The sequence below is a fragment of the Arthrobacter sp. NPDC056691 genome, from assembly GCF_042791415.1.
Taxonomy (GTDB): Bacteria; Actinomycetota; Actinomycetes; order Actinomycetales; family Micrococcaceae; genus Arthrobacter.
Genome location: NZ_JBHTXX010000002.1, coordinates 29867 through 56291 on the forward strand (window position 1 = coordinate 29867; position 26425 = coordinate 56291).

23 protein-coding genes are annotated in these 26425 nt (G+C 68.5%); 7 read left to right on the forward strand and 16 right to left on the reverse strand.

Features of this window, described 5'->3' with window-relative positions; genetic code table 11:
• Positions 1–78: 78 nt before the first annotated feature.
• A complete protein-coding gene (locus ACFRAU_RS02110; RefSeq protein WP_377996464.1) occupies positions 79–735 on the reverse strand; it encodes a GntR family transcriptional regulator in 657 nt (218 codons plus the stop codon).
• 32 nt (positions 736–767) lie between these two features.
• Between ACFRAU_RS02110 and ACFRAU_RS02115 the strand changes: the two genes are divergently transcribed.
• Positions 768–1562 (forward strand): carbon-nitrogen hydrolase family protein, encoded by a 795-nt coding sequence (locus ACFRAU_RS02115; protein WP_377998603.1) that lies wholly within the window; start codon positions 768–770, stop codon positions 1560–1562.
• Here ACFRAU_RS02115 and ACFRAU_RS02120 read toward each other — a convergent pair.
• The 3 genes from ACFRAU_RS02120 to ACFRAU_RS02130 form a co-directional block, all read right to left on the reverse strand.
• Positions 1559–2362 (reverse strand): putative hydro-lyase, encoded by an 804-nt coding sequence (locus ACFRAU_RS02120; RefSeq protein WP_377998604.1) that lies wholly within the window; start codon positions 2360–2362, stop codon positions 1559–1561. The two genes, ACFRAU_RS02115 and ACFRAU_RS02120, sit on opposite strands and share 4 nt — an antisense overlap.
• The gene (locus tag ACFRAU_RS02125) at positions 2359–3738 is read right to left on the reverse strand and encodes an MFS transporter (RefSeq protein ID WP_377998605.1); all 1380 of its coding nucleotides are present in this window, start codon (positions 3736–3738) and stop codon (positions 2359–2361) included. Before ACFRAU_RS02125 ends, ACFRAU_RS02120 begins: the two co-directional genes overlap by 4 nt.
• A 341-nt stretch (positions 3739–4079) precedes the next feature.
• On the reverse strand, positions 4080–4775 hold the full coding sequence (locus ACFRAU_RS02130; RefSeq protein WP_377998606.1) for a GntR family transcriptional regulator: 696 nt from the start codon (positions 4773–4775) through the stop codon (positions 4080–4082).
• A gap of 104 nt (positions 4776–4879) precedes the next feature.
• Between ACFRAU_RS02130 and ACFRAU_RS02135 the strand changes: the two genes are divergently transcribed.
• From ACFRAU_RS02135 to ACFRAU_RS02145, 3 genes are read left to right on the forward strand one after another with little or no spacing between them, the layout of a single operon-like run.
• Positions 4880–5638 (forward strand): LamB/YcsF family protein, encoded by a 759-nt coding sequence (locus ACFRAU_RS02135; protein ID WP_377998607.1) that lies wholly within the window; start codon positions 4880–4882, stop codon positions 5636–5638.
• 25 nt (positions 5639–5663) lie between these two features.
• Positions 5664–7478, forward strand: coding sequence for a 5-oxoprolinase/urea amidolyase family protein (locus tag ACFRAU_RS02140; protein WP_377998608.1), 1815 nt, complete (start codon positions 5664–5666; stop codon positions 7476–7478).
• Complete coding sequence (locus ACFRAU_RS02145; RefSeq protein ID WP_377998609.1) at positions 7478–9250, forward strand: biotin carboxylase N-terminal domain-containing protein; 1773 nt, start codon at positions 7478–7480, stop codon at positions 9248–9250. Before ACFRAU_RS02140 ends, ACFRAU_RS02145 begins: the two co-directional genes overlap by 1 nt.
• Before the next feature lie 62 nt (positions 9251–9312).
• Here the strand turns inward: ACFRAU_RS02145 and acnA are convergent, their stop codons facing one another.
• Positions 9313–11937, reverse strand: a complete 2625-nt coding sequence (gene acnA / locus ACFRAU_RS02150; RefSeq protein WP_377998610.1) for an aconitate hydratase AcnA — start codon at positions 11935–11937, stop codon at positions 9313–9315.
• Positions 11938–12016: 79 nt separating this feature from the next.
• On the opposite strand from acnA, the gene ACFRAU_RS02155 reads away from it, so the two are divergent.
• Together ACFRAU_RS02155 and ACFRAU_RS02160 are read left to right on the forward strand one after the other, a co-directional pair.
• The gene (locus tag ACFRAU_RS02155; RefSeq protein ID WP_377998611.1) at positions 12017–12685 is read left to right on the forward strand and encodes a GntR family transcriptional regulator; all 669 of its coding nucleotides are present in this window, start codon (positions 12017–12019) and stop codon (positions 12683–12685) included.
• Between the two features lie 271 nt (positions 12686–12956).
• Positions 12957–13133, forward strand: coding sequence for a hypothetical protein (locus tag ACFRAU_RS02160; protein ID WP_377998612.1), 177 nt, complete (start codon positions 12957–12959; stop codon positions 13131–13133).
• Positions 13134–13223: 90 nt separating this feature from the next.
• Here ACFRAU_RS02160 and ACFRAU_RS02165 read toward each other — a convergent pair whose 3' ends face one another.
• The 11 genes from ACFRAU_RS02165 to ACFRAU_RS02215 all read right to left on the reverse strand — a co-directional run bounded on the left by ACFRAU_RS02165 (position 13224) and on the right by ACFRAU_RS02215 (position 24785).
• Positions 13224–13721, reverse strand: coding sequence for an SRPBCC domain-containing protein (locus ACFRAU_RS02165; protein ID WP_377996482.1), 498 nt, complete (start codon positions 13719–13721; stop codon positions 13224–13226).
• 13 nt (positions 13722–13734) lie between these two features.
• Complete coding sequence (locus ACFRAU_RS02170) at positions 13735–14088, reverse strand: ArsR/SmtB family transcription factor (RefSeq protein WP_377996484.1); 354 nt, start codon at positions 14086–14088, stop codon at positions 13735–13737.
• A 127-nt stretch (positions 14089–14215) separates the two neighbouring features.
• Positions 14216–14692, reverse strand: a complete 477-nt coding sequence (locus tag ACFRAU_RS02175; RefSeq protein WP_377998613.1) for a type II 3-dehydroquinate dehydratase — start codon at positions 14690–14692, stop codon at positions 14216–14218.
• Positions 14689–16548 carry an FAD-dependent oxidoreductase gene (locus tag ACFRAU_RS02180; protein ID WP_377998614.1) on the reverse strand — a complete coding sequence of 620 codons (1860 nt, stop codon included), beginning with the start codon at positions 16546–16548 and terminating at the stop codon, positions 14689–14691. Before ACFRAU_RS02180 ends, ACFRAU_RS02175 begins: the two co-directional genes overlap by 4 nt.
• Before the next feature lie 20 nt (positions 16549–16568).
• Entirely contained in the window at positions 16569–17447 is an 879-nt protein-coding gene (locus ACFRAU_RS02185; RefSeq protein WP_377998615.1) for an aldo/keto reductase, read from the reverse strand.
• Positions 17444–18313: a sugar phosphate isomerase/epimerase family protein gene (locus ACFRAU_RS02190; RefSeq protein WP_377998616.1), complete on the reverse strand. Its 870-nt coding sequence runs from the start codon at positions 18311–18313 to the stop codon at positions 17444–17446. The genes ACFRAU_RS02185 and ACFRAU_RS02190 overlap by 4 nt, the downstream gene beginning before the upstream one ends.
• A complete protein-coding gene (locus tag ACFRAU_RS02195; RefSeq protein WP_377998617.1) occupies positions 18310–20406 on the reverse strand; it encodes an FAD-dependent oxidoreductase in 2097 nt (698 codons plus the stop codon). The genes ACFRAU_RS02190 and ACFRAU_RS02195 overlap by 4 nt, the downstream gene beginning before the upstream one ends.
• A 3-nt stretch (positions 20407–20409) precedes the next feature.
• Positions 20410–21573, reverse strand: a complete 1164-nt coding sequence (locus ACFRAU_RS02200; protein WP_377998618.1) for a Gfo/Idh/MocA family protein — start codon at positions 21571–21573, stop codon at positions 20410–20412.
• Between the two features lie 48 nt (positions 21574–21621).
• Positions 21622–23004, reverse strand: a complete 1383-nt coding sequence (locus tag ACFRAU_RS02205; RefSeq protein ID WP_377998619.1) for an MFS transporter — start codon at positions 23002–23004, stop codon at positions 21622–21624.
• A gap of 198 nt (positions 23005–23202) precedes the next feature.
• Positions 23203–24000: an IclR family transcriptional regulator gene (locus ACFRAU_RS02210; RefSeq protein ID WP_377996496.1), complete on the reverse strand. Its 798-nt coding sequence runs from the start codon at positions 23998–24000 to the stop codon at positions 23203–23205.
• The gene (locus tag ACFRAU_RS02215; protein WP_377998620.1) at positions 24000–24785 is read right to left on the reverse strand and encodes an IclR family transcriptional regulator C-terminal domain-containing protein; all 786 of its coding nucleotides are present in this window, start codon (positions 24783–24785) and stop codon (positions 24000–24002) included. The genes ACFRAU_RS02210 and ACFRAU_RS02215 overlap by 1 nt, the downstream gene beginning before the upstream one ends.
• Positions 24786–25012: 227 nt before the next feature.
• Here ACFRAU_RS02215 and ACFRAU_RS02220 point away from each other — a divergent pair, with 227 nt between their 5' ends.
• A complete protein-coding gene (locus tag ACFRAU_RS02220; protein WP_377998621.1) occupies positions 25013–26341 on the forward strand; it encodes an MFS transporter in 1329 nt (442 codons plus the stop codon).
• Positions 26342–26425 lie beyond the last annotated feature (84 nt).

A 26425-nucleotide genomic window follows, 5' to 3' on the forward strand; every position in this document is an offset into this window, starting at 1 on the left:
CGAGTTTTTGTCCAGATATTGGCCGCTAAAGGCTTCGGAAGTCCCATTAGCTGGACAAAAACTCCATCAGGTGCGGGATCAGGTGCGGAGCAGGATGTCGCGGGTGACGGCCAGGTGATGGTCGATGGCCTCCTGCGCCTTCGCCGCGTCTCCGGACACCAGGGCATCGAGGATGTCCTGGTGTTCGGTGCACACCTGCTCGCGCCGGCCTCCGGTCCGGAACAGGGCGGAAACCCCGACGACGACCTGCCGGACGTGCAGCTTGCTGTAGGTCCGGGAAATCAGCTCGTTACCGGCGGCGTCGATGAGCTGCTGGTGGAAGAGGGTGTCCAGCCGAATGAACTCCTGAGCGGCTTCCGCACCCTGGCCTTCGGGCAGCCTGGACTGCTGGTCGAGGGTGTCCTGCATCTTGTCCGCCGGCACGCTTCCGTGCTCGATGACGAGGCGGGCGGCGTGGCTTTCCAGCACGCCGCGCAGTTCCATCAGTTCCGAGATTTCGCGGCCCGTCACCGGCGGAACATAGGCCCCGCGCTGCGGGATGAGTTCCACCAGCCCGTCGGAGACCAGCAGCAGCAGGGCCTCGCGGACGGGGGTGCGGGATACTCCGATTTCTGCGGCCAGCTCCTGCTCGTTGAGGAAGCGGCCCTGCATTTCCGGGTCGGTCAGGATGTTTTCACGGAGGTAGGCGTATGCCTTCTCCCGGCCGGACGCCGCCGTCCCCGAACTTTTTCGCATACATCAGGTATACAACAGAGAGAAGCAGATCCATGCGTTTAGCAGTTGCCCAGATCGTCACCGGCGCCGACCTTGCGGCCAACCTCGGGCTGATCCGAGACTACGCCACGCGGGCAAAGGCGGCCGGCGCCGAGCTGGTGGTATTCCCCGAGGCGGCCATGCGCGCCTTCGGCAATCCGCTGGCCGACATCGCCGAACCGCTGGACGGGCCGTGGGCCACGGCGGTACGGGCCATGGCCCGGGAGCTGGACATCGCCGTCGTGGTTGGCATGTTCACGCCCGGCGACGGCGGCCGGGTACGGAACACACTTCTGGTCACCGGCCCGGGGCTCGACACGTCCTATGACAAGATCCACCTCTTTGACGCGTTCGGGTTCGCCGAGTCCGATTCGGTGGATGCGGGAACGGCGCCGGTGACCTTCGAGGTCAGCGGCACCACCATCGGCCTGGCCACCTGCTACGACGTCCGCTTCCCTGCACTGTTCACGGCCAACGCCAGGGCCGGCGCCGCCATCAACATCGTCTGCGCGTCCTGGGGTGCCGGCGAAGGCAAGGCGGAGCAGTGGGACCTGCTGGTCCGTGCCCGGGCCGTGGACAGCACCACCTTTGTGGTGGCCTGCGGCCAGGGTGATCCGGCAACCCTGGGGCTGCCGTCCGCCGGCGCTGCGCCCACCGGGATCGGCCACAGTGCGGTGGTGTCGCCGCTGGGATCCGCGCTGGTGGCGCTTGGCGGCGAACCGGAACTGGCCGTGGTCGACGTCGATACCTCCGTCATCCCGGACGTCCGCGGAAAGCTTCCCGTGCTGGCCAACGCACGGAGCTTCTAGTCCTGCCGCCCTGCCGGCTCCCGGTACCTGCTCTCCGGGACGTCCGTGATGAACATGTGGCCGGGAGCATGGCTGATGGCGAAGGCCGGCCGCGACGCCATGACCGCGCTCTGCGGGGTGACGCCGCAGGCCCAGAACACGGGCACTTCGCCGGGCCGGATGTCCACGGCATCGCCGAAGTCCGGGCGGGAAATGTCGGCGATGCCGAGCTCCCCGGGTGATCCGACGTGGACCGGCGCGCCGTGAACCTTGGGCACCTCGGCGGTGACCCGGATGGCGGTGTCCACCAGTTCAGCCGGCATCGGGCGCATTGAGACCACCATGGGGCCGTGGATCCGCCCTGCCGGGGTGCATTCGACATTCGTGCGGTACATCGGGACATTGCGGCCCGTCTCGGTGTGCCGGAGCGGGATGCCTTCCTTTGCCAGCGCGGCCTCGAACGTGAAGCTGCAGCCGATGAGCACGCCCACCATGTCACCGCGCCAGAGCGGGCGGACGTCCGGAACCTCGGCGGCCAGCACACCGTCCTTCCACACCCGGTAGGCGGGGATGTCGGTGCGGATGTCTGACCCCGGGGCCAGGGCACTTTCGTACTTACCCGCGGGAATGACGTCGACGACGGGGCAGGCCTTGGGGTTGAGCCGGCAGAATTCGAGGAACTCGTCGGCGTAGTCCGCCGTCACGGCGATGAGGTTGGCCTGCGTGTAACCGTCGCTCCAGCCGGAGGTTGGTGTGACGAGCCCGTCGCGGAACTGCCGGCGCGCCTCGGCCGGCGCCAGGAGCGCGTTCGCCTGCGTCATCGGACTGTGCCTTCAGCAACCTCTGGGCTATCGGCAACTTCGGCCGACGCCCGCAGGTATTCCTCGTCCTCGGCGACATTGGAGTCGCGTCCGAGTGCCAGGCCCACCACGGTCAGCAGGCAGGCAACGCTGAGGTAGATGGCCACCGGGACCCAGCTGTGGAAGGTGCTCTGCAGCAGGGTGAACATGAACGGGGCGATGGCACCGCCGATGATGCCGGCAAAGGTGTAGGCCAGGGAGCTGCCGGTGGAGCGGAGCCGCGGGGAGAACTGCTCGACGACGAACGCGGCCTGCGGGCCGTACATGAAGGAGTGGCACAGCAGGCCGAGCACGGTGCCCACCACGAGCATCACCGGGGAACGGCCTTCCAGCACGATGAAGAACAGGTAGCCCCAGACAGCGGCGGCGACTCCAGCGATGCCGTAGACGAGGCGCCGGTTGATCCGGTCGGAGAGGGCGCCCGCGAGCGGCATGGTGAAGAGCTGCAGGGCTGAGCCGATGAGGACGGCGAGGAGCACCTGACCGCGGTCAAAGCCGAGTTCCTGGATGCCGTAGGTCAGGGTGAAGACCGTGCAGAGCGCGTAGGTGACGTCCGGGCCGATGCGGCTGAGCATGGCGGCCAGGAGGGGACGGCGCTGGGTGGTGAGGAGTTCCCGGATGGGGGCCTTGGGCTGCTCGCCGCGGGCTTCCATGGCCTTGAAGATGGGGGTGTCTTCAAGCTTCAGGCGGATCCACAGTCCGAAGGCCACCAGGAGTGCAGAGATCAGGAAGGCGATCCGCCAGCCGTAGTCCAGGAATGCCTGCTCGGACAGGGTCAGGGTAAGGACGGCGAGCGCACCGTTGGCCAGGAGGTTGCCGGCCGGCGGCCCGATCTGCGCCGCGGAGGCCCAGAAACCGCGCCGGCTGGGTTCCCCGAATTCGCTGGACAGCAGGACGGCGCCGCCCCATTCGCCGCCGACTCCCACGCCCTGCGCGAACCGCAGGAAGACGAGGATGGCCGGGGCCATGATGCCGATCGTGCCGTAGGTGGGCAGCAGGCCGATGAGGAAGGTGGCCACACCGATCAGCATCAGGGTGACGACCAGGATCTTCTTGCGGCCGATCTCATCACCGAGCCGGCCGAAGATGATGCCGCCGACCGGCCGGGAAATGTAGCCCACCGCGTAGGTCGAGAACGCCAGCAGGGTGCCGGTCACCGGGTCCGACGCCGGGAAGAAGATCAGCGGGAAGACGATGGCGGCAGCGGCGGAGTAGACCGCGAAGTCGTAGAACTCCAGGGCGGTCCCGGTGAGGCTGGCCGCGAACGCTTTGTACATGTCCTTGCGCCCGACGGCGGGCCTGCTACCTGCGGCGGCCATTGCGGATTGATTGGCCATTTGTTCCTCCAGAAAGAGTGTGGATGCCATCCGTGTTGCTACGGATGCGCTGGTGCGCCAGTCCCAGCCCTGCGGCATTGTCAGGTCCGGGCACTGAGGCTGGTTGGCGGCTTCCCCGGTAGCCGCCGAAAGCGAGCATTCTGTTGGATTGTGGAAATGTAGAACAATCCAGAACGTGTTGAACAATCTACGCGACGCAGATCACACGGTCAAGGGGCTCGTGCCGCCAGGCGGCAGGGAGCGGTGCTCCAGTTAAGCGCGAACGCACACTTGAGACCCAACGCAGCGGGGCTCAAGTGTGCGTTCGCGCTGCATGCGCAGCGCAAGGTGAAGAAGGCCGGCTAGGACGCGTGGACGGCAGTCTGGTGTTCTTCGGACCGGTCGAGGTAGGCGAGGAGGCGCTCGGCGGCGCGCTCGTACTCCCCGGCCTCCAGCGCCCTGCAGATCTGCTCGTTCTCCTGTAGGTAGTCCTGGTAGAAACCGCCGTCAATGGAGGCCTTGTGGAAGAACAGCCTCATCTCGGCCAGCACCTGCGACATGATGATATTGAGTCGCTCGCTGCCGGCCATGGCCACGAGGGCACCGTGAAAATGCTGGTTGGCACTGCCAAGCCCTTCGCTGTCGCCGGCCTCGGCTGCGCGCTTGCCTTCTTCCACGGCACCGCGCACGGCCGCAATGCTTTCGGCACTGCCGCCACCCCGCACGGCACTGACTTCGATGGCGCGCCGGACGGCATACACGTCATGGATATCGCTGGCCTCGAGACTCGCCACAAAGACGCCGCGGTTGGGCTGGCGGACCACAAGCCGCTCGCTGGCAAGTTCGGCAAACGCCTCGCGCACCGTGTTGCGTGAGACCCCAAGCTCCTCGGAAAGTGCTTCTTCCTTCAGCTTCGCCCCGGGCAGAAGTGCACCTTCCGCAATCTGGAGCCGGAGTTCGCTCGCCACGCGGGTGGCCACCGAGGGCACAGCGACGCGCAGCCGGGCGGCGCCGGATGCTGCCCCCACCGTTGAGTCATGGAGATTTCCTGTGGCCATACACCGAATTTACACGAACCAACCACATTCGGATTGTTGAATTGTTGAACATTTCTGCTGAAGGGTGCATCCTTGTCTAAGGACGAGTTGAGATGAGGGTCACAATGCACGCAATAGATTTGAACAGCGACGTCGGTGAATCCTTCGGGCGATGGAGCCTCGGAGACGACGCTGCCATGATGGCCTCCGTATCGAGCGCCAACGTCGCCTGCGGATTCCACGCCGGCGATCCCAGCGTCATCCGGAAAACTTGCGAGGCGGCCGCCAAGGCCGGCGTGGTGGTCGGGGCCCATGTGGGCTACCGCGACCTGGCCGGATTCGGCCGCCGGTACATGGACGTCGACCCGCGGGAACTGGCCGACGACGTCGTCTACCAGATCGGCGCGCTGCAGGCACTGGCCGCAGCGGCCGGCACCAAGGTCCGCTACGTGAAGCCGCATGGCGGCCTCTACAACGCCATCGTCCACAACACCGCCCAGGCACGGGCTGTGGTGGACGCGGTGAAGTCGGTGGATCCTGCCCTTCCCATCCTTGGCCTGCCCGGGTCCGAGGTGCTGCGGCTCGCGGAGGCAGCCGGGCTCCGCGCGGTCCCAGAGGCGTTCGCCGACCGTGCCTACAACCCGGACGGCACCCTGACCTCGCGCTCCCAGCCCGGCTCTGTGCTTGAGGACCCGGAGGCGGTTGCCGCCCGCGTCCTGCAGATGACCACCGGGGCGGCCATCAGCGCGATCGACGGTTCGGACCTGTTGATCAACGCCGAATCAGTCTGTGTCCACGGGGATTCCCCGGGCGCGGTGGCCATGGCCGTCGCCGTGAAGCGCGCGCTCGACGCCGCCGGCATCACCATCAAGGCCTTCGTCTAGCATGAAGCGACGGATCCAGGACCCGATGGCAAACACCAACGCTGGCACGCCCTCCGCGCCATCCGGCGGGTCCGCCCCGGACGCCCGCCCGGAAAGCGCTCCTTCCGGCACCGTGACCCCAAGCCCGGCCCGCCCGAACAGGGTCCGCTCGGTGCGCCCCGTGGGGACGCGCACGGTCCTCGCCGAAGTATCCGGCACGCAGGACGTGCTCGCCCTGCAGGCCGCGCTTCTCGATGCCCCGCTGCCGGGCCAGCAGGACGTCCTGGCCGCCGCCGAAACCGTCATGGTCCGGGCCGATTCCCCCGCCGCTGCCCGGCGGATCGGCCAGGCCCTCCTGGAGCTGGACCTCACGGCACCGGCCGAGCAGGCCGGCGGCCTGGTGGTCATTGACACCGTGTACGACGGCGAGGATCTCGCCGAAGTGGGGACGCTTACCGGCCTCGGTGCCGACGGCGTGATCGCCGCCCACACCGGCCAGGTTTGGACCGTTGCCTTCGCGGGCTTCGCCCCCGGCTTCGGGTACATGGTGGGCGAAAACCAGGCCCTGGAAGTTCCGCGCCGGAGTTCCCCGCGCACCGCGGTCCCGGCAGGATCGGTAGCCCTGGCCGGTAACTACTCCGCCGTCTACCCGCGAAAGTCGCCGGGAGGCTGGCAGCTGATCGGCCGCACCGGAGCGAAGATGTGGGACCTCGACCGCCCCGAACCCGCCCTGGCCAGCCCCGGGCACCGGGTTCAGTTCCGCGCCGTCCGCGACGTGGTCCAGCTGGCCACTGAGCCCTCCGCCGGTGTATCCCAGGACAGCTACCAAACCGGCGGCCGGCAGCCGTCCCCGGCAACGACGTCGGGCCTTCGCGTCCTGTCGCCCGGAATCCACAGCCTCATCGAGGACCTTGGCCGGCAGGGGCATTCGGCCCTCGGCGTCTCCGCCGCCGGGGCGCTTGACCGGGCCTCGCTCCGCAGGGCGAACCGCCTTGTCGGGAACGCGCCGTCGGCCGCCGCCGTCGAGTCCGTCTCCGGCGGGCTCAGGGTCCAGGCCATCGGCGACCAGGTCCTGGCCGTTGCGGGGGCGCCGTCGGCACTCACTGTCGTGACGCCGTCGGCCTTCCCCGGCGCGCCGGAAACCGGCGGTGCAGAAGACCGGCAGCGCACCGTCCCGGTGGCTGCACCGTTCGCCCTCCTGGACGGCGAAATCCTCACCATCGGAGTTCCCGACGCCGGCTTCCGCAGTTACGTGGCTATCCGCGGCGGCGTCGATGTCCCGGCTGTGCTGGGCAGCCGGTCCACGGACACGATGTCCGGCATCGGGCCGAAGCCGCTGGCGGCCGGGCAGGTGCTGCCGTCCGGCGGCGCGGCCGAGTCCGGCGTTGTGGGCAGCCCGGAAATCCAGCCTGACTATCCGAGCGGCGGGGTCACCGTGCTGGACATTGTCCCGGGCCCGCGCGCGGACTGGTTCGACCAGGCCGCGATCGACTCCCTGTGCGCCCAGGACTGGACCGTCAAGCCGGAGTCCAACCGCGTGGGCATGAGGCTGCAGGGAACACCCCTGGAGCGCAGCCGCACCGGCGAGCTGCCCAGCGAGGGAACGGTGGCGGGTGCCATCCAGATGCCGCCGGAGGGCCTGCCCGTCCTCTTCCTCGCCGACCATCCCATCACGGGCGGCTACCCGGTGATCGGCGTGGTGGTGGACCACCAGCTCGACCTGGCCGCCCAGGTCCCGATCGGCGGACACATCCGTTTCCGCATCGACCCCGGATCTGCCGCCCCCGCCGGCGCCCCTGAAGCCGGCGCCCCTGAAGAGACTTCACACGAACAGACTCCACAACGAAAAGCGAGCAACTGATGCACAAGGTCCTCATCGCCAACCGCGGCGAAATCGCCGTCCGGATCGCCCGGGCCTGCGACGACGCACAGCTGGCCTCCGTGGCCGTGTATGCAGACATCGACGCGGACGCCATGCACGTCGCCGCCGCGGACGAGGCCTTCAGCCTTGGCGGCAACTCACCGGCGGACACCTACCTGAACATCGGCAAGCTCCTCGGCGCCGCAGCCGCTTCCGGGGCCGATGCGGTCCATCCCGGCTACGGATTCCTGTCCGAGAACGCGGAATTCGCCCAGGCCGTGCTGGACGCCGGACTCGCGTGGATCGGGCCGTCGCCGGACGCCATCCGCCAGCTCGGCAACAAGATCACGGCACGCGAGATCGCCGTCCGCGCCGGCGCCCCGCTGGTGGCCGGCAGTGACGGACCCGTGGAATCCGCTGCCGAGGCCCGCGCCTTCGCGGCGGAGCACGGGCTCCCGATTGCCATCAAGGCAGCCTTCGGCGGCGGCGGCCGCGGCCTGAAGGTGGTCCGGAACATGGAGGAGGTCGAGGAGGCCTTCGACTCCGCCGTGCGCGAGGCGGTGGCCGCGTTCGGCCGCGGCGAATGCTTCGTGGAGCGCTACCTGGACCGGCCGCGCCACGTCGAAGCACAGGTGCTTGCCGATACGCACGGCAACGTCGTCGTCGTCGGAACCCGGGACTGCTCCCTGCAGCGCCGCCACCAGAAGCTGGTGGAGGAGGCTCCCGCGCCGTTCCTCAGCGACGGGCAGCGGACGCAGATTTACGACGCCGCCAAGGCAGTTTGCCGGGAAGCCGGCTACTCGGGTGCCGGGACGGTGGAGTTCCTGGTCGCAGTCGACGGCACCGTCGCCTTCCTCGAGGTGAACACGCGGCTGCAGGTGGAACACCCCATCACCGAAGAAACCACGGGGATCGACCTGGTCCAGGAGCAGTTCCGGATCGCCGCTGGGGAACGGCTCCGCTTCACCGACGATCCTGCCCCGCGCGGCCATGCCTTCGAATTCAGAATCAACGCCGAAGACGTGGGGCGCGGCTTCCTGCCCTCCCCCGGCACCGTCAGTGAGTTCACCGCACCCACCGGCCCCGGCATCCGGCTGGACACCGGAGTCCGCTCCGGCTCCTTCGTGGCACCGCAGTTCGACTCGCTCCTGGCCAAGCTGATCGTCACCGGGGCCGACCGCCAGCAGGCGCTGCGGCGTGCCCGCCGCGCCCTGGCCGAGATCGGCATCACCGGCGTGGCCACCGTACTGCCGTTCCACCGCGCGGTGGTAGTGGCCCCGGACTTCACCTCCGAGACCGGCCTGGACGTCCATACCCGCTGGATTGAGACGGACTTCGCGGACAGCATCCCGGCCGATCCGGATTACTCCACCACCGGCCCCGAAGGCAGCAGGCGCACCATCACGGTAGACGTGGACGGCCGCCGGCTCGCCGTCGGGCTTCCTGCGGACCTGCTGGACGGCTGGGCGCGCTCAGGCCAGGGGCTTCCCGGCGGACTCTCGGCTGCGCCAGCCGCAGGCTCGTCCGACGGCGGTTCCCCGGACGGCAGTGTGCCTGACCCGGCAGAACTCCGCGCCGCCATGAGCGGCACCGTGGTGAAGTGGCTCGTGGAACCGGGCTCCGACGTGACCGCCGGTGATCCCGTGGTGGTCCTGGAGGCGATGAAGATGGAAACCAGCGTCCCCGCCCACCGGGACGGCGTCCTGTCCGGCGTCGCCGCCGGAGCCGGCGACGTGGTCACCGCCGGCTCGGTCCTGGCGCTTATCGGCTGAGCCGCTTATCCGCTAACGCAACGAAGGACGACGGCGGGACCTCCCGCCGTCGTTCTTCTGCTTTAGGAACCCAGCGTCCTGCGCAGGATCATGGGGATGACGCCGCCGACGGCGAGGAGGTCGCATTCCAGCCCCGTCTCCACCGCGGCGATGGCCGTGAACGGTTCCCGGCTGCCGTCCGCGCGCACGATCGCCGCGGCGATCCCGGCGCGGGGGTGGATGCGTTCCTCGGGGGCGTCGAGCGCGATCCGGTCGCCCGGCGCGAGGCTGAGGAGCTTGGCCCTCATGTCCGCGGGCATAACGAGCGGAAGGATGCCCATGCCGATGAGGTTGGAGCGGTGGATGCGTTCAAAACTGGCGGCGATGACCGCACGGACGCCCAGCAGCCGCTGGGCCTTCGCGGCCCAGTCCCGGGACGAGCCCATGCCGTACCGCTCCCCGGCAACCATGACCACGGAGTCGCCGGCATCCCGGTACCGCAGGGCGGCGTCCCAGATGGGCAGCGTTTCGTTCGACGGCGCGTGGACGGTGTGCGCCACCGGCGCCTCAGGCTGCAGGAGGTTCCTGAGCGACTTGTTGTGGAAGGCGCCGCGGACCATGACCTCCCAGTTGCCGCGGCGGGAGGCGAACACGTTGAGGTCAGCGCGGTCCTCTCCCCTGTCCACCAGAAAGTCGGCAACGCCGCTGGCCGGCGGGATGGCACTCGCCGGGGAGATGTGGTCGGTGGTGATGTCATCGCCCAGCACCAGGAGCGGATGTGCGGTGAATTCCCCCAGCAGGCTGCCCTCGGTCAGGGATGCGAACGGGGGGCGGCGGAGGATGGTGGACGCGTCATCCCACGGGTACTGCGCCCCGTCCGGCGCTTCCACGCGCTTCCACTGGGGGTCACGGCTGGCGATGGCAAAGTCCCGGCGGAAGTCGGCGGGGTCGTTGGCCTTGGCCACGAAGGCGTCAATCTCATCGCGGGACGGCCAGAGGTCCCTGAGGTAGACGGGAGCGCCGTCCGCCGCGTGCTGCACGGGCTCCTCGCTGAGGTCCAACTTGGCATCGCCGGCCAGCGCGAAGGCCACCACCAGCGGGGGCGACATGATGAAACTGAGCTCGACGTCGGGGTGCACGCGGCCCGGGAAATTGCGGTTTCCGGACAGGATGGCCACTGGTTCGCTCACGCCGTGGGCCTGGGCCTTGGCGATCACCGGCGTCAGGGGGCCGGGGTTGCCGATGCAGGTGGTGCAGCCGAACCCGACGATGTCGAACCCCACGGAGGCGAGGTCATCGATGAGTCCGGCACGCCTGAGGTAGCTGGCGGCCGCCGGTGAGCCCGGGGCAAGCGAAGTCTTGACCCAGTCCGGCACGGTGAGTCCGCGGCTGCGGGCGTTGCGGGCGAGCAGACCGGCAGCGATGAGCAGGCGCGGGTCTGAGGTGTTGGTGCAGCTGGTGATGGCGGCCAGTGCCACGGGGAAGTCAGGCATGACACCGCCGCCTGCCTTGGCGGGGCCTGCCTCCTTCTCCAGTGCTTTGCGGATGCCGCCGTAGGGCAGGAGGTCCTGGGGACGGCGCGGGCCGGCGGCATGCATCGCGACGGCGGAGAGGTCGACGTCGACGATCCTCGTGTAGACCGGCGTTGCGGAAGGGTCGAACCAGAGGCCCGCCTGCCGGGCGTACGCCTCGACCAGCCGCGTCTGTTCGGCGCTGCGCCCGGTGCCGGCGAGATAGTCCAGGACGTGCCCGTCGATCGGGAAGTATCCGGTGGTGGCGCCGTACTCGGGCGCCATGTTCGCGACGACGGCCCGCTCTCCCACGCTAAGCGTGGACACGCCGAGGCCGAAGAACTCGACGAACTCCCCTGTGACGCCCACGTCGCGCAGCCTCTGGGTGACGGCCAGGGCCAGGTCGGTTGCCAGGGTGCCTGCGGCCAGCTCGCCGGTCAGGCGGACGCCGACGACGTCGGGTATGCGCAGCGTGGCAGGCATCCCGAACATCACCGTCTGTGCTTCCAGACCGCCGACGCCCCAGCCCAGGACACCGAGGCCGTTGATCATCGGGGTGTGGCTGTCCGTGCCCACCATCATGTCCGGCACTGCCCACCGAACCCCGTCCTTTTCGACGACGGACACCACGGTGGCCAGTTGCTCCAGGTTGATCGTGTGCATGATGCCCGTGCCGGGAGGGTTGATGTGCACGCCGTTCATGGCCTTCGACGCCCATTTGAGGAACTGGTAGCGTTCCCGGTTCCGGCGGATCTCGTGCTTGATGTTCCGTGCCGCGGCATCGGAGCGCCCGTATTCCTCCACCGCCAGGGAATGGTCGATGGAAACGTCGACGCGCAGCAGCGGGTTCAGCGCCATGGGGTCCGCACCGGACTCGGCGAGGGTGTCGCGCATGGCCGCAATGTCCACCAGCGCCGGCGTGCTGGTGGTGTCGTGCATCAGCACACGCGTGGGCAGGAACTCGATCTCGGCCGTGCTGCTGCCTGTGGCCAGCCAGTTCCGCAGGGCATCCGTGGCCTGCTCGCGCTCCTGTCCGGCCATGTTCCGCTGCACGTTTTCCGCCAGCAGCCGCAACACCACGGGCAGCCGGGCGAACCCGGCGCCGACGGCACGTTCGATGTCCACAGCCTGCAGGACCTCGCCGTTGACGGAGAGGCTGGCAATGCAGGGGTCGGAGCCGGCGGCGGCAGCACTCATGGGCAATCCTTCTGACAAGGCACGCGATTGTTATAGGTTATAACCTATAACAGCAGGAACCATCCGAGAGGAGCAAACAGTGATCCACCCGGCCGTAGCACTGACCAAGAGCGACTATGCCTACGAAGAGCTGCGCCGCCGGATCCTGACCGGGGAGATCTCCCACGGGTCGGTGCTCAGCCAGGCCCAGCTCGCGCATGAGATCGGTGTCAGCACCACTCCCCTGCGCGAGGCTCTCCGCCGGCTGGCTGCGGAGGGGCTCGTGCAGCTTGAGTCCCACCGTGATGCCCGGGTCGCCGCCCTCACCGCAGACGAAGCGCGGGACCTGTACGTCCTCCGGGAGAACCTGGACCCCCTGGCCGCCGGGCTGGCGGCGGAGAGCCGGACCCCCGCTGACGTCGAGGCCATCCAGGCGGCGCTGAAGCAGCTGACGCCACTGCGCGACGCCGCGGACCTGGATGCCATGACGGCGCACCGCGAATTCCACCGCACGGTATACAGAGCCTCGCACAACCCCCTGCTCATCGGGATCCTCGAAGGCCTGTGGGACAGGGCCGACCGTTACCGCCAGATCGGGCTGCAAAGCCAGAAGGACTCGGCGAAGGACCGCAAGCGTGTCCGCGAAGAACACATCGAGATCGCCGACGCCGTCGTGGCCGGTGACGCCGTCCGGGCCCGCGAGATCATGCAGCGGCACGTCGTGGGCAGCCTGGGCCGCCGCGCCATTGCCGTCCTCGCAGAGGGCTAGCAGCTCCCCGACTGCGTGTGTCAAACCTCACCCTCCGATTCGGGCCATATTGGTTGAAAAGCCCTCGGCGGCCTGTGCATGATGGAATGAAACCACATAGGAACACGCTTTCCTAGATGGGTTCAAAGTTCCAAAAAAACAAAATCCTGGTGGACGCAATGAGGCCAAACCGGTGAGCTCGTCGAGCTGCCCTAGGCCTCCGAGCGTTCCTGGGCCGTCCTGTTCCGCGGCATCGCATTGGCGCCTTGCCCAGACACGAAAGCACTGAGAAATGACCTTCGAAAATACTGAATCAATGACGATCAAGATCTGGGACCGTTCTGCAGTGGACCACACGCTGGAGACGCTGGTGCACGATTTTTCGAGCCGGGCCAACGCACACAAGAGTGACGTCGCCGTCACCCTCAGCGGCCCGAACACCTTCACGCTCAGCCTGAACACCCTCTAGGCAGCACAAACCCAAGCAGTACAAACCAAAAGAGGACGACGGCGGGAACTTCCCGCCGTCGTCCTCTTGCGTCTAAGCTGCGGCAGCCGACTAAGCGTTGGAGTGCTCAGCCAGGAGGGCGTCGATCTGTCCGGCGGCCTCCTTCATGCCGTCCTCCATGCCCATCGCGATCATCTTGTTCATCTGTTCTTCCGACTCGAAAACGGACTGGACCGTCATCCGGGTGCGTCCGCCGATGTCCTCCAGCGTGACGGTGGCGTGGGTGGTGCCCATCTCCGCGACGGGTGCGCCGTTGTCGTCTGCGAACCCGTCGTCAAACTCGAGGCGGTTGGGCGCCTGGATGTCGGTGATGCGCCACCAGCCGCCGGCTTTCTCACCCTCCGGGCCGGTCATGTAGTACGAGGCTTCGCCTCCGGGGGTGAATTCGTACTGCCTGAACGTTGCCGGCCATGTGGGCGGGCCCCACCAGCGCTCGAGTTGCCGCGGGTCTTCCCAGATCTGCCAGACGCGCTTCACGTCGGCGTCGAACTCTGCCACGAGGATGAAACTGAGCGCCTCGGGATTCTTGGTGGAACTGATAACCGTCATTGCCGGACCCTTCCTATTCTTCAGTGCGGATGTCTGGTTCTTCAGTGAGGATGTCTGCGATCCGGGCGACGCGCTGCCGCCAGATCGCCTCGTACTCGTCGAGCAGCCGGCGGGCTTTCTCCAGGCCGTCATGGTTGCCCCGCACGATCTGCTCCCTTCCACGCTTCTCCTTGGTGACCAGGGAGGCGCGCTCCAACACCGCCACATGCTTTTGAACGGCGGCAAAACTCATGGCGTAGAGCGCAGCCAGGCCGGTCACGGAATACTGGCCCACCGTCACCCGGCGCATGATGTCCCGCCGGGTGGTGTCCGCGAACGCCTGGAAGAGGCGGTCGAGTTCGGCATCGCTAAGCTGATCTACAACCATTTGGTTGTAGGATATTGCGCTCACGAGAGTGTGTCAATGGTTTGGATCTGGCTGCGCGAGGCCTACAGCGTGGGATGCCAGGAACACCTGCAGGGAACCACTCCGTAGGCTGACTCGCGGGCGTCCATCAGGAGAGCACCTGGACTGCTTCCTGCAGCATCTGCGCCTCCCGCAGTTCGTGGAGCCGCTCCAGGGACGCGCTGTAGCCGCGCCAGCCGAGCCCGCAGACGTAGACGTCCGCGGTGGCCCGGAAGAGGTCCGCGGTGTCGTCGCCGTAGTGCCGGTAGAGCTGCGAGATGTGCACGACGGCGACGGGCAGGTCCGTGTCCAGCAGTGCGTCGAGCAGCGGGCGCCCATGTGGCGTCAGCCCGGCGGGGTTCAGGATGACGGCATCCAGCTCCTCGCCGTGTTCGTGGAGCCACTCCACCAGGGCTCCCTCGTAGTTGGACTGGAAGTGGCAAAGCGTGGTGCCCAGCCTCGCGGCCGTGGCGTCGAGATCGGCCGTGATGTCGGCCAGCGTCCGGGTGCCGTACTGCGGCTTGCGCTTGCCCAGCCGGTTCAGGTTCGGCCCGTTCAGGACACCGACGCGCATGCCGCCGCTCATGCGGCACCCATCCCGGTGCCGGATGTTGCGGGCACGGTGCGTTCCACGGGTACAGAGGCTGCGGGCACGGTCCCGTCATCCTCGTACTCCACCGCGCCGGCCAGGTCGCGGCCAGCGACATACCCGAACGCCAGGGCCGGGCCAAGGTTGATGCCGCCCGCCGGGTAATGCCCGCCCATCACGCTGGCCTGGTCATTGCCGGCGACGTACAGCCCCGGGATGGGCCGGCCGCCGTCGTCCAGGGCGCGGGAGCGGCCGTCCACATCAAGCCCGGCGAACGTGCCGAAGCTGCCCGGCACCACCCGCACGGCGTAGAACGGCCCCTTCGCGAGGGGACCCAGCGACGGGTTTGGCTTCACCGCGGCGTCACCGCCGTAGCGGTTGAAGGCAGTGGAGCCGCGGCCGAAGTCCGGATCCGCGCCGGCGGCAGCGTGGCGGTTGAACCGCTCCACGGTCTCCTTCAGTCCGGCAGGGTCGATGCCGCATTTCGCGGCCAGCTCCTCCAGCGTGCGGCCCCGCTTCAGATAGCCGGAACGCAGGTAGGGGAAGAGCGGCACCGGCAGCGGCTTGGCCATGCCCAGCGGGAAACGGCGCACAAAGCGGGCATCGGCAATCTGCCAGGCCTCCGCCTGTTCCCCCGGCGGCGTGGCCTCGAGCATCGCCGCCACGTAGTCGTAGTACCCGTTGGCCTCGTTGACGAACCGCTTCCCGCTGCGCAGGACGCCGATGCTGCCCGGTTTGGCGCGGTCCATGATGTGCGGGAAGGTGCCGGTCCTGCCGCTGCGGTACGGCACCAGCGACACCGGGCACCAGGCCGCGGCGGACTTCACGTCGGCCCTGAAGCGTGCTCCCACGGACAGGCCCAGGCTGATGCCGTCGCCGCTGGCCTCCGCGGGCGCCAGCGTCCAGTGTTCGTGCCCGGTGGGCGTGTGCGGGAACAGCTCCTTCCGGCGCTGCACGTCGTGCGGGAAGCCGCCGGCGGCCAGGACCACACCACGGGATGCGTTGATCCGCAGCTCCCCTTCGGGGGTTCCGACGACGGCGCCCGTCACCTTGCCGCTCCCGTCGGCCAGCAGGCGGCGGGCCGGGGTGGAGACGCGGATGTCCACGCCGAAGTGGTCTGCGGACTGCAGCAGCCGGCCGGTGAGTGCCGTGCCGTTGACCAGCTGCATGTTCCGCCGGTGCATCAGCAGATCCAGGATGTGCAGGCCGAAGCGCCAGCCTGCATGGAGGAGCCCGCGCGGATTGCCCCGCGACGCGGACAGGAACTTGGCAAGGTCCGGTCCGGCCATAATGCCCATTCCCAGGAACGAGGTTTCATACAGCTGGTGCCGCAGCTTGGCGCGCACCTCGGGACGGATCCGCCTGGCGTTCAGGGGCTTGGGGCCAACGGAGCGGTGACCGGTCCCGGCGCCGGGAAGCCCGCCGTAGACGTCCTTGATCCTGTCACCGGGAACGAACTGCAGCGACGTCTTCTGGTGAAAGAAGCCCACCATATGCGGCACGGCCTCCAGGAACGCGTCCACCCTGTCGGCCTGGTAGTCGGTTCCCAGGACACCGCGCAGGTAGGTGCGGAAGGTCTCCTTGTCCTCGCTGACCCCGGCGGCCCTGGCCAGCGGGCTGCCCGGCGTCCAGGCCCAGCCGCCGGACCAGGCTGTGGCACCGCCGCACACGTCCGCTTTTTCCACCACCACAACCTTCAGGCCGTGGTACGCGGCCGTCACGGCGGCGGCCAGCCCGCCCGCGCCGGAGCCCACCACCAGGACGTCGCAGTCCAGGGTGGGCTGCCCGTTGTCGGCGGCCGGCAGGCCGTCGCCGGCCGGGGAAGGGGTTGTTGCGTCAGTCGGGAAAGTCATCTTTTGCTCCAGTGGTTCTTTCAGTGTCCGAATTCGTCTGAGTCCAGCCGCGGCGGTGCGCCGGTGTCGAGGGCGTCGATGCCGGCCATTTCCGCCTCGGTGAGGGCAAAGCCGAAGACGTCGAGGTTCTCGCGCTGCCGCCGGTCGTCCGCCGATTTGGGGATGGCCACCCGGCCGGACTGGACCTGCCAGCGGAGCACCACCTGCGCCGGCGTCCTGTCGTATTCGGCGCCGGGACCGGTGACTACAGGGGCCGAGAGGAAGGAGCCGTTGCGGCCCAGGGGGCTGTAAGCGGCCGTGACGATGCCGTGCCCTCGGTGGAAAGCCAGCTGGTCCGGCTGCTGGGTTTCCGGATCGATCTGCACCTGGTTGACCGGGACTTCCAGCCCTGCCGCCTGCAGCTCCCGCAGGTGGGCCGGTTTGAAGTTGGACACGCCCCAACACCTGATCAGCCCCTCCTCGGCCAGCCGGGTGAGCCCCTCCGCTGCTTCGACAAAGCGGCCCTGGGAAGGATTCGGCCAGTGGATCAGGAAGAGGTCCAGATACTCGGTCCCAAGCCGCCGGGTTGCCGCGCCAAAGGCCTCGCGCACAGCCGTCCGGCCATGCCACTGCCTGTTGAACTTGGTGGTAAGGAACAGGTCCCCGCGGTCGATGCCGCTGCGGCGGATGCCCTCCCCCACGGCTTCTTCATTGTTGTAATTTTCGGCTGTATCGATGTGGCGGTACCCGTTGGCTATGGCGCGGGCCACGGCGCCGGTGGCTTCCCCGCCGGCCATGGGCCAGGTGCCCAGGCCGATCAGTGGAATAACGACGCCGGGCGCCAGTTCCGCCGTCGTGCGCGGTTCCGCTGTGGTTCCCGGTGCCGCCGTTCCGGTTGCTTCGGCTGCTGTTTCCGTCATGCTGTTCCCACTTTCTCGGTTGCTGGCTTCCCGGTTGTTTTTCCTGAGGCGGATGCCAGGACGGCCGTGGCGGCTTCCTGCAGCTTCCGGGCCCAGCCCAGCTCTCCCAGCCGGGCCACCGTGCTGTCCGACGGCACCTCGACGCTCACCGGAACATCAGCGGGGAAAACGTTGACCAGGGCGGCCAGGTCGAAGCCGCCTTCGCCGGGGACACCGCGTTCCGAGCGTGACTCCGCCACCAGCGCCGCCCGGTCGGCCGGACGCTGTGCCGGCCCGTCGCACAGCTGCAGCAGCGGCACCAGGTCCAGGTTCGCCTCGAGGTCATGCCATTGCGCGGACCCCGGAACCGCCCCGAACCGGTTCAGGTGCAGCGCGTCCACCACGATCCGGCAGCCCGAGGCGCGGGCCAGGGCCACCGCGGCGGGGATGGAGTTCACCGCCTGGTAGGAGATGGGCTCAAGGGTGGGAACGATGCCGTAGCTGCGGCCGTCCTCAGCCATGCGGGCCAGCGTGTCGGCCAGGCGGGCGGGGTCGGGGTCGGACGCGGCCACCGTCAGGGATGCCGCGCCGAGGGCCTGCCCGGCCTCCATCATGGCCCGCCATGCGTCGCGCTGGTCGGTGCCGTCGAGCAGCAGGAACTCGATGTCGCGGACCGTGACCCCGGTGCCGTCCATCCGGGCCAGGGTCTCCTTCAGCATCGGTGATCCCGGCTGCAGGTCGTAGGGCCGCTCGCCGGGAGTGACGGGACGGACACGGGCGCCGATGAAATCGAAGCCGGCGTCCGCGGCGATGGTCACCAGCTCGGGCGGGGCGGTGTTCAGGAGGGAGAGCTGGGCCAGGCCCAGCGGGCGGCGCGGTACGCTCATGATGCTGCTCCGTTCATGCTCAGTTCGATGGGGCGGACGGGCTCGGCGGCGAGCCCTGTATGTTCGACAAGCGCTGCCTGATCGGCAAGCGCCGCGGCGATGCGCTGCGCGGCGTCGTAGCCGCTCTTCACCGCGTTGGAAGCGATGGCCGGAGTGCGGTCCACCACCGTCCCAGCCAACGCAACCGGCACGCCGGCCTCCCGGGCCAGGTCCGCCTCACGGTCCGCCGCGGGCACGGATCCGGCCAGCGGCAGCACTGAGCGGGACACCAGGAGGCTTCCCGGTGCCTCCAGCCATTCGGAACCGGCCCCGTCTCCGGCGGTGCCCGAAATCCGGATCCGGCCGCCGTCGTATTCCTCGATCGTGGCACCCAGCCGGATCCGCACCCGCGGATTCTGTTCGAGCCGGGGCACGGCAAGGATTTTCGCCCGCCGCCCGGATTCCGGCGCGAGGACCTCCTGCGGCCCCACCAGCAGCACGGCGGTGCCGCGGTCCGCGAGGGTGTCCGCCAGGCTCATGGCCACCGAGTCCGCACCCCAGATGGTCACGGCGTCCGGAACGTCCTTACCCTCCAATACCTCCGGGTGGTCCGCGAGCCAGTCGCGCACGTCCGTCACGCCGGGCCGGCCGGCGCCGGGGAAGCCTGCGCCGGGCAGGGTTCCCCCGGTGGCCAGCACGACGGCGTCGGCCCCGGTTTCCCGGACCAGCGCACCGACGTCGCCCGGATCCACCGGGTTGCCCAGCCGGACGTCGATACCCAGCCGCGCATTCTCGGCCGCCGACCAGTCGGTGAAGCGGTGGAAATCCGGGGTGGATTTCATTTGTTCCGCGAGGGCGAGCTGCCCGCCAAGCCGGGCGCCGCCGTCGAGCACGGTGACCTGCGCCCCTGCCAGGGCAAGTTCCCGGGCGGCGGTGAGGCCGGCGGGGCCGGCCCCCACAACGGCAACCCGGGCACCCGGCCGCACCCCCGGCGTCGGAAGCGGAATCCGCGAGCGCCCGACGGCGGGGTTGACGGTGCACGTGACCTGCCCCTGGCCGAGGGTGTCGATGCAGACGTTGCAGGCGATGCAGGGACGGTAGGCCTCGCCGCGCAGCACGCCCCCGACGAAAGCGGGGTCAGCGTGGATGGCGCGCGCCAGGCTGACGAAATCGCAGGCGCCGCCGCCGATAACTTCCTCGATGACGGCCGGCGAGTTCAGCCTCCCTGCCATGCCCAGCGGAAGCCCGAACCGGCGGTACGCCGTGGCGTAGTCGCGGAGCAGGCCGGGCTTCCACTCGCCGGGCTGCACGATCCATTCGCCGGCGTCGTAGCTGCCGGCGGACAGGTCAAGGAAGTCCAGCTGGTCCAGGTGCGCCTTGGCCATGATGGCCACCTGGTCCGCGGCGCTGATGCCATCCGCCGGGCCCTCGACGACGGACACCCGCACGCCCACGATGGCGTCCGGCGCAGCCTCACGGACGGCGTCGATGACCAGGTTCAGGAAGTGCTCAGGCGCGGCGAACTCATCCGTGCGGTGGTTGGAGATGGGGGACATGAACTGGTGGATCAGGTAGCCGTGCGCGCCGTGGATGTTGATCACGTCGAAGCCCGCAGCCACTGCCCGGCGCGCCGCCGCGGCATAGGACGCCACAAGATCATGGCATTCGCCGGCGGTCAGTTCCCGCGGGACCTCCCCGCCGGCCACCGCGCACGGCACCGGCGACGGCGCCACGTTCTTATGCCCGGACACCGCCGCCTGGGCAGTCCGGCCGCCGTGGTTAAGTTCGACGGCGGCCAGCGCACTTTCCGCGTGCAGCGCGTCGGTGAGCCTGCGCAGCCCGGGAATCATGGCGTCGGTGTGCAGGCCCAGCTGGTGCGTGCGGCCCTTGCCGTCGGCCCGCACATACGTGGCTTCGGTGGTGACCATGCCCAGACCGGCTCTGGCACGCGTGAGGAGGTAGTCGATGTACTGCTCGGTGATGTTCCCGTCCGCCGTCCCGTAGTTGCGTTCCATCGGGGCGGAGGCGAGCCGGTTGCGGAGGGTCCGCGGCGTGCGGCCGTTCCGGCCCAGGATGAGGGGGCGGGCTGCGTGGCGGGTGTTGTGCTCCGTCATGGCTCAGCCTGCCGCCGCCGCGGCCATGCGGGTGCCCGCTGAAACCTCGACGTCGGCCGGCACCTGGACTCGGACCGGAGCCTCGACGTCGGCGAACCGGACGGGGCGGCCGGTGCGTGCGGATTCATAGACCGCCAGCAGGATCCGCAGCGATTTGAGGGCGTCCTTGCCGGTGATGGCGGGCTCGGTGCCGGCGTCCAGTGCCTGCACGAAGTCGCGGACCTGGCTGGTGTGGTGCGGAATCAGCTGCCCGTTGATGGTGGAGAGGTCAATGTTGGGCTCCACGCCCTCGGGATGGACGGGCTCCACGGTGATCTTTTCGCCGACAGCCCACAGGTCCAGCCGGCCGTCGCTGCCCTCGGGGAATTCCGTCAGCGACGCCGAGGCACCCGTTTCGCCGGTGATCCGGAGCTGGATGCCCAGGTTGGGGGACACCGCCGTCGACGCCTCCAGCGTTGCCATGGCGCCGGAGGTGAAGGTGATGACGGCCGTGGCGGAGTCCTCCACTTCGATGTAGTCGCCGTGCCGGAACGTGTTGACCTTCCCGTAGACCTCCGCCACGTCGCCGAGGTACCACTGCAGCAGGTCGATCTGGTGGATGGCCTGCGTCATGAGCACGCCCCCGCCGTCGTTCTCCCAGGTGCCGCGCCAGGCGTCCCGGTTGTAGTACTCCGGGGCGCGGTGCAGCATCACCGAACACTGGGCCATGAGCGGCCGGCCCAGCGTTCCGTCGTCGATGGCGGAACGGATCTTCTGCGCGGCCGGCCAGAAGCGGCGCTGGAACAGCGCCCCGAACTGCACGCCGGCGTCCGCGCACGCGTCCACCATGCGCTCAGCCGAGTCCAGCCGGGTGGCAATCGGCTTCTCGCACAGCACATGCACCCCGGCCGCCGCGGCCTTGGTCACCACGTCCTCGTGGGTGGGGTGTGGCGTGCAGACGGACACGATGTCCACCCCCAGCGCCAGGAGCTCGTCCACGGTGTCCACCGCATCCGGCACGTCCCAGTTCCGGGCGGTGGCGCGTGCCCGGTCCAGGTCGATGTCGCACACCCCGACCACCTGCACATTGTCCAGGGCGCCGAAGGCCTCGAGGTGGTTGCGGGAGATGGCGCCGCAGCCCACGATGCCGGCTCGGTAGGTGCGGGGGGCGGTTGCTGGCGGGGTCATGGGTCCAACTTTCTCTCTGTACGGGGGCGGGAAGGGCGGGGCGGGGGATCAGGCGGACGTGCGCTGGCGCGGCCGGCCGAGCTCTTCGAGGGGAGTCTTGTGCGTCTCGCGGGCAGTGGCGATGGCGGCCGCGGAGACCGCCAGGCAGGCCACCGTGAAAACTGCCACCGGGATCCAGCCGCCGGGTCCCGGCTGGGCCAGGACGGTGGCGATGGCGGGAGCGAAGCCGGTGAGGATCAGGCCCACCTGGCTGCCGATGGCCATCCCGGAGTAGCGGACCGGCGCCGGGAACATCTCGGGAAAGAAAACGGTCCACACACCGTTCCAGCAGGAGTAGAAGACGGACATGTTCAGGAACCCGAAGACGAAGATCAGGGCGATGTTGTGCTCACTGATGGCCCAGAAGTAGCCGAACGCGGTGACGGCGCAGCCGAGGGAGCCCATCAGGAGCACCTTCTTGCGGCCCACCCGGTCCGAGATGATGCCGGCCAGCGGGATGGTGAACATGGACAGGCCGATGGTGACTGCGTTGACCGTGAGCATCAGGGTCCGGTCCAGGCCGATGCCCTTGCCGGTGGCGTACGCCAGCGCATACACGGTGAAGGTGGTCTGCATGACGGAGAACAGCATCACGAGGGCAACGCGCAGGACGTCGCGCCACTGCGTTTTCAGCACCTCGGCCGCCGGAATTCCCTTGGGCTTCTTCGCCTCCACGGTCTCCTCGAACACGGGCGGCTCCTCCAGCCGGGTGCGGATCCAGTAAGCGACCAGCAGCACCACGGCGGACAGCCAGAAGGGGACGCGCCAACCCCAGCCAAGCAGCTGCTCCTCGGGGAGGGCGGCGAGCGGAATGAACACCACCGTGGAGAGCACCATGCCGGACGCGTAGCCGGTCATCACGAAGCTGGTGAAGAAGCCGCGGCGTCCATCCGGGGAGTGTTCCATGGTCAGGGTGGACGCGCCCGCGGCCTCGGCGCCGGCCGAGAATCCCTGCGCCAGCCGGCCCGCCAGCAGGAGCGCCGTCGCCCAGTAGCCGAGCTGGTCATAGGTGGGCAGGAAGCCGATGCCGATGGAGGCAACACCCATGATCACCAGCGTGATCATCAGCGCCTGTTTGCGGCCGATCCTGTCCCCGAAGTGGCTCATGATGACGCCGCCCAGCGGCCGTGCCAGATAGCCGACGCCGAACGTGGCCATCGCGCCGAGCAGGGCCACCACCGGGTCTCCGCCGGGGAAGAAGATCTTGGGGAACACCAGCGCTGCTGCCGTGCCGTAGATGAAGAAGTCGTAGTACTCCAGCGTGGATCCCAGGAAGGAAGCCAGCGCGGCCCTCCGCGGGGTCTTTGCCGGCAGGCTGTCCGCGGGCTTCACGAGAGCCTGCTCCAGGACGGCGGTTTCCGCAGCGGGGGTTGGGGGTTGGACGTGTCCCATCGGTTCTCCTCATTGAGTTTCCAGGGCGGCCGCCACCGAGGTTGGCGGGGGCCAAAGGCTTGGGCGTGCACCGCTTCGGGTGGCTGTCGCCCTGGAGAAAAACACTAGGAGCAGAGCAAAGCGACGGGGCGAAACTTCCCGTTCAACGGGACGCCGGCTGGCCCGGTAAGCGAAGGGAAAGGCCGCTAAAGCCCCGGGTCAGGCGCCCTGGAGCCAAGGACGGGTGCCGTAGGGACGGCGTTCTGCGCCCATGGTCCGGGACAGGCCGCGCCCTGCGGCCACCAGGACGGGAAGGACCACCTTGGGGTCCTCGTCCGCCGTCGGAATTACGACGGCGATCGCCCCGATCACGCTGTTGCCCTCGCCAAAGACCGGCACGGCATAGGCGGTGTTTTCCTCCACCAGGACGCCCGCCATGCGGACGTAGCCGCGCTCGCGGACCAGGGCGAGCTGGGCGCGCAGCCGCAGCGGGTCCGTCTCCGTTGCCGCCGTGGTTTTCTCCAGCCGGCCCGCCAGAAACCGTTCCTGCACGTCGCGCGGCATGTGCGCCATCATGGCCATGCCGGAGGAGGTGTTGTGGATCAGGAGCCTGCCGGCCACCGCGGCAAGGTTGGTGGCGGTGCCGTGCCGGTCCAGCTGCTCCAGGTAGAGCACGGTGCCGGAACCGACGTCGGGAATGGAGAGTGACACCTGCTCCCGGACGGCGGCGTGGACGCCTTCGAGGAACGGAAGGCCCCGCCGTCGGAATTCCTCGAGCGGATTGCTGCGGGACGCCAGCTCCCACATCTTCATGCCCACGCCGTAATCGCCGGCCTCGCTGCGGTTCAGCAGCCCGCTGTCCACCAGGTCATTGGCCAGCCGGTGGGCGGTACTGCTGGACATGCCCGTGGCGCGGACCAGTTCGCTCAGCGACATCCGCGGGCGGCCCTTCGAAAAGGCATCCAGGATCTTCACGACGCGCTGGATGACGGATTCGCCGGAGGGCGAGTTGGCCATCAGGCCCGCCGCAGCCCGGAGGCGTCCCCGCCGTAGTCCAGGCCGATCTGCCGGGCAGCCGCCTGCAGGCGGGGCACCACTGACTTTTCGATGTCCTCGGCAGGTGAGCGGTGCGTCTGCAGGGAAACATTGACGGCCGCCACCACCTCATGGCCGCGGCATACCGGCACCGCCACGCCACGCAGTCCCTCTTCCAGTTCCTGCGACACCATGGCCCACCCCCTGGACCGGGCACGGTCAATTTCGGCCCGCAGCTGGTCGAGGCTGGCAACGGAGTGCTCGGTCAGTTTCTGCAGCCGCACGGTTTCGAAGTAGGCCTCCAGTTCCCCTTCAGTCAGGGCGCCGAGCAGCACACGCCCCATGGAGGTGGCCCAGGCCGGGAACCTGGTGCCCACGGTGATGGTCACGCTGAGGAGCCGGGGCGACGGCACGCAGGCGACGTACACGACGTCGGCGCCGTCGAGAATGCAGAGGGTCGTGGTCTCGTTCAGCTCGGCAGCGAGCGCCTTCAGGTGCCGGTCCGCGATGGCCGGAAGCTCGAGGTTAGCCAGGAAGGACCGGCCGATGTCCAGCGAACGCGCGGTCAGCTCGAAGTGCGCCCCGTCCGCCCGCAGGTACCCGAGATCGGCCAGGGTGAGGAGGAAGCGCCGGGCGGAAGCCCTGGTGGTGTCCGCCGCCGCGGCCACCTGGGACACCGTCAGCCGGGGAGTGCTCGGGGTGAAGGCCCGGAGCACGTCGAACGCCTTCTCGACCGATTTCACAAAGTAGGCCGGCTGTTCGTCCATGAGCTCCCTGCACCTCAAGCTGCGCGCTGTTCCTGACCTACCAAGAATACGGGCCACCCTCCGGCAGGGCGCAGGGCAACCTCCGGCCGGGAGCCGGCAACAAAAGCGGATTGTGAGCCGCTTCACTCTGCGCTATCCTTTTTCTAGTCGCATATCGCACTCTTGTTCGCGATACGCACAAATATAAAAATCCGGACCCCGTCTTTCAGTGCGGAAGGACCCCTGCAATGACCGATCTCGCCCCCAATGTCACCGCTGAGGCGAAGCAGTACCAACTCAAGCGCGCCAAGAAGGCCGCCCTCGCCGCCTTCCTTGGCGGCGCGCTCGAGTACTACGACTTCTTCATCTACGCCACCGCTGCGTCGCTGGTCTTCTCCAAGATCTTCTTCCCCTCAGGCGATGCAACCGTCGCCCTCATCGCCTCGTTTGCCACGTTCGGCGTCGCCTACGTGGCCCGCCCGTTCGGCGCCGTCGTCTTCGGCCACCTGGGCGACAAGATCGGCCGCAAGAACACCCTCGTCCTGACCCTGGTGCTCATGGGATCGGCCACGTTCCTGATCGGCGCGCTCCCGGACTTCAACACCGCCGGCTACTGGGCGCCTGCCCTGCTGGTTGTCCTGCGCCTCATGCAGGGCCTCTCCGCCGGCGCGGAGACGGCGGGTGCCTCGGCCCTGTCCACCGAGGAGGCTCCGGAGGGCCACCGCGGCTTCTTCGCCAGCTTTGCCATGAGCGGCATCTCCGCCGGCATCGTCCTGGCCTCCCTCGCCTTCCTTCCCGTGGCCGCCATGAGCGAGGCCGAACGCCTAGCCTGGGGCTGGCGCATCCCGTTCTGGCTGTCCATCGTGGTGCTGGTGGTCGCCTACCTGGTCCGGCGTTCCCTCGAGGAGCCTGAGGTCTTCGAGGAAAAGCACGACCACGGCGAACTGGTGAAGCTTCCGTTCGCCAAGATGTTCAAGACCCACCCGGCGCAGTTCTTCCAGGTTGCGCTGATGTCTTTCGAAACGGTGACCAACACGTTCATGCAGTCGTTCGGCCTGGCCTATGCCGTATCCGTCGGCGTCCCGGCGTCGACCATGCTGTGGGTGAGCATCCTGGGCAACGTCATCGCCATGTTCAGCCAGCCGTTGCTGGCACGCCTCTCTGACCGCTTCGGCCGGCGCCCGGTGTTCATCGCCGGCGTGCTGGGATCCGGGCTGATGATCTTCGTGTACTTCTCCGTCATCTCCACGGCCAACATCCCGATGATCTTCCTCGCCAGCACCGTGATCACCGCCGGCACGTACTCGATGTCCAACGCGATCTACCCGGCCTGGTTCTCCGAACTGTTCAACGTCAAGGTCCGCTACTCGGGCATGGCCATCGGCCTGCAGGTCGGCATCCTGTGCGCCGGCTTCACTCCCCTGCTGGGCACCGCGCTGGTCGGCGCCGACAAGGCCAACTGGGGCCCCGCCGCCTGGATCGTCGCGGCTTCCTCGCTGCTGGCTGTGGCCGGCGCATACTGGGCCCGCGAAACCCACAAGACCCCGCTGCGGGAACTGGGCAACCCGGTCCGTTAGCCACAGCCCCGCCCCACCCATGGAGTTTTTGTCCATGTGTCGCGACTTCGAGGGCGTTTAGCGCCCATTATCTGGACAAAAACT